The sequence below is a fragment of the Kitasatospora sp. NPDC059812 genome (assembly GCF_042732075.1).
In the GTDB taxonomy this organism is placed as follows: domain Bacteria; phylum Actinomycetota; class Actinomycetes; order Streptomycetales; family Streptomycetaceae; genus Kitasatospora.
Window position 1 is genome coordinate 17,921 of the sequence record NZ_JBHWIO010000012.1, and the last position, 2,773, is coordinate 20,693.

A 2,773-nucleotide genomic window follows, 5' to 3' on the forward strand; every position below is an offset into this window, starting at 1 on the left:
TGGTTGTGGGGGTGGCTGGCGCTACCGCTGCCGGCGGGCGGGGGGCCCCCCCCCCCCCCGCCGCCGGGGCGGCCCGCGCGGCCCGCCCCCCCCCCCCCCCCCCGCCCTCGTCGGTCGGTCAGGTCTGGTCAGGCCGGGTCAGGCCGGGTCAGGCCAGATCAGACCGGATCAGGCTTGGTCAGCCGGCGTGCGGCACGACCTTGACGATCTTCACCATGGCGGGCTTGCCGTTCGGCAGCTCGTAGGTCGCCTCGTCGCCGATCTGCTTGCCGTCGATCGCGCGGCCCAGCGGCGACTGCGGCGAGTAGACGTCCATGGTGTCGGAGCCGGCGACCTCGCGCGAGGCGAGCAGGAACTCCATGGTGTCGTCCTCGTCGCCGTCGAAGGCGACCGTGACGACCATGCCCGGGGCCACCACACCCGAGTCGGCCGGCGCCTCGCCGACCTTGGCACGCTCCAGCAGCTGGGTCAGCTGGCGGATGCGCAGCTCGTACTTGCCCTGCTCCTCCTTGGCCGCGTGATAGCCGGCGTTCTCCTTGAGGTCCCCCTCCTCGCGCGCCGCCTCGATCTTCTGGGCGATCTCGATGCGCCAGGGCCCGGTCAGGTGATCCAGCTCGGCCTTCAGCTGGTCGTAGCCGGCCTGAGTGAGCCAGGTCACGTTCTCACTGGTCTGGGTCACGGGTGCTCCTCGTAGGTGCTGGGGCTGTGCTGCGGGTGTGAGTCGTCAGCAGGGTTGGTGGTGATATCGGTCGTAACTACAAAGCAACGCCCGCTCCCGTACCATCCGGTGCGGAAGGGGCGAAACCACGAGCCTAACAAGTCCTGCCGACAAGCAGAAGGGTCGTTTGCGCGCCATTGACGTCGGCGTTGCGCCACGGTGTACAGCGAATGCGCCACGGTGTACGGCGGTGGTGCGTGCCGGGCCGGGTGCGGGACTTCCTACGGATGCCCGTTCTCCCGATCGGTTATGTGCCGGTGTCCGGCAGAGTACCGGTGGTGCCCGGCAGAGTACCGGTGAGCGGGGCGCGGTGCCGGTGCGACTCGGCGGGCGGGCCGCCTGCGCAGGCGGCCGGACGGACTCCTTCGCGCTTCTTCGCAGGCCTACTTCTTCGCCGGCGTGCAGCCCAGCAGTTCGGCGGTGGTGCCGCGGGCGGTGGTCCGCAGCGTGACCACGGCGTCGTAGCTGGAGCCGTCGGCCGGCACCGGGAAGTCGGCCACCCCGACCACCGAGCCGTCCGACCCCTGCGAGCGGACCGTGCAGCTGCCGGCCGTCCCGCCGCTCTTGCGCACCGCCAGGTGCAGCTCGACCTCGGAGTCCGAGACCGCCTGGAAGGTCGGCACCGAGCCGTTGATCGTGGTCTCGCGCAGCAGGTAGGAGCCGCCCAGCCAGGCCACCAGGCCCAGGCCCAGCACGCCGCAGACCGCGCCGGCCACCTTCAGGCGGCGGTCCGAATCGCGGTCGCCGTGCTGGCCGTAGCGCCCCTCGGGCAGCTGCGGGGTGGTGGTGCTCGCGTTCATCGGACCCAGTCCTCTCCTGACGGGAGGGGCCGCGCGAGTGGTGCGGGGGAATGCGACGCTCCTCCAGTCCGTCACTATAGGAGGGGCACGCCCGCGGCCGGTCCGGCGGGGGCGGGGCTCGACCGGGCCGGGGTACGTCCGCGGCCGGTCCCGCGGCGACGCGGCCCCGACGTGAGCGGCTCGTACGGTGGGCGGACCGGACTTCGCGGAACGCCCGATATGTGGAAGGAACGCAAGGCGTTGACTGAGCAGTTGCGACTGATGGCGGTGCACGCCCACCCGGACGACGAGTCCAGCAAGGGCGCGGCCACCATGGCCATGTACGTCGAGCAGGGAGTGGACGTGCTCGTGGCCACCTGCACCGGGGGCGAACGCGGGTCGGTTCTCAACCCCAAGCTCCAGGGGGACCCGTACATCGAGGAGAACATCCACGAGGTGCGCCGCAAGGAGATGGACGAGGCCCGGGCGATCCTGGGCGTCAAGCAGGCCTGGCTCGGCTTCGTCGACTCCGGCCTGCCCGAGGGCGACCCGCTGCCCCCGCTGCCCGAGGGCTGCTTCGCCCTGGAGGACGTGAAGGAGGCGGCCGAACCGCTGGTCCGGCTGATCCGGGAGTTCAAGCCGCAGGTCATCACGACCTACGACGAGAACGGCGGCTACCCGCACCCCGACCACATCATGACCCACAAGATCACCATGCTGGCCTTCGACGCCGCCGGCGACCCGGACGCCTACCCGGAGGCCGGCGAGCCCTGGCAGCCGCTGAAGGTCTACTACAACCACGGCTTCCCGATGGGCCGCATCCGCGCCCTGCACCAGTACCTCACCGAGCACGGCCACGACTCGCCGTACGGCGAGTGGATCGCGGGCTGGGAGAAGAGCGGCCGCCAGGAGCGCGAGATCACCACCCGGGTGAGCTGCGGCGACTGGTTCGAGACCCGCGACCGCGCCCTGATCGCTCACGCCACCCAGATCGACCCCGACGGGCCGTGGTTCCGCGTCCCGCTGGACGTCCAGCGCGAGGTCTGGCCCACCGAGGACTACGAACTCGCCCGTACCCTGATCGACGTGGACCTGCCGGAGGACGACCTGTTCGCCGGCCTGCGCACCCCCACCCTGGCCGTCGAGGCCGCCGACACGCGCGACTGAACCACCCCCCGAGGGGGGGGCGCCCCCCGGGCCCGGGCCCCCCCCGCCATATATAGCCCCCCCCCAACCCCCCCCACAACCCCCCCCCCCCCCCCCCCCCCCCCCCCCC

General features: G+C 72.0%; 3 protein-coding genes. 1 reads left to right on the forward strand and 2 read right to left on the reverse strand.

What is annotated here, in order from left to right; all coding sequences use genetic code 11:
• Positions 1-178: 178 nt before the first annotated feature.
• Together greA and ACFV6D_RS08915 are read right to left on the reverse strand one after the other, a co-directional pair.
• Positions 179-679, reverse strand: a complete 501-nt coding sequence (gene greA / locus ACFV6D_RS08910; protein WP_063348012.1) for a transcription elongation factor GreA — start codon at positions 677-679, stop codon at positions 179-181.
• A 422-nt stretch (positions 680-1,101) separates the two neighbouring features.
• Positions 1,102-1,518, reverse strand: a complete 417-nt coding sequence (locus tag ACFV6D_RS08915; RefSeq protein WP_380558974.1) for a DUF4307 domain-containing protein — start codon at positions 1,516-1,518, stop codon at positions 1,102-1,104.
• 240 nt (positions 1,519-1,758) lie between these two features.
• Here ACFV6D_RS08915 and mca point away from each other — a divergent pair, with 240 nt between their 5' ends.
• Positions 1,759-2,664, forward strand: a complete 906-nt coding sequence (mca, locus tag ACFV6D_RS08920; RefSeq protein ID WP_063351176.1) for a mycothiol conjugate amidase Mca — start codon at positions 1,759-1,761, stop codon at positions 2,662-2,664.
• The last annotated feature ends 109 nt before the right edge of the window (positions 2,665-2,773 follow it).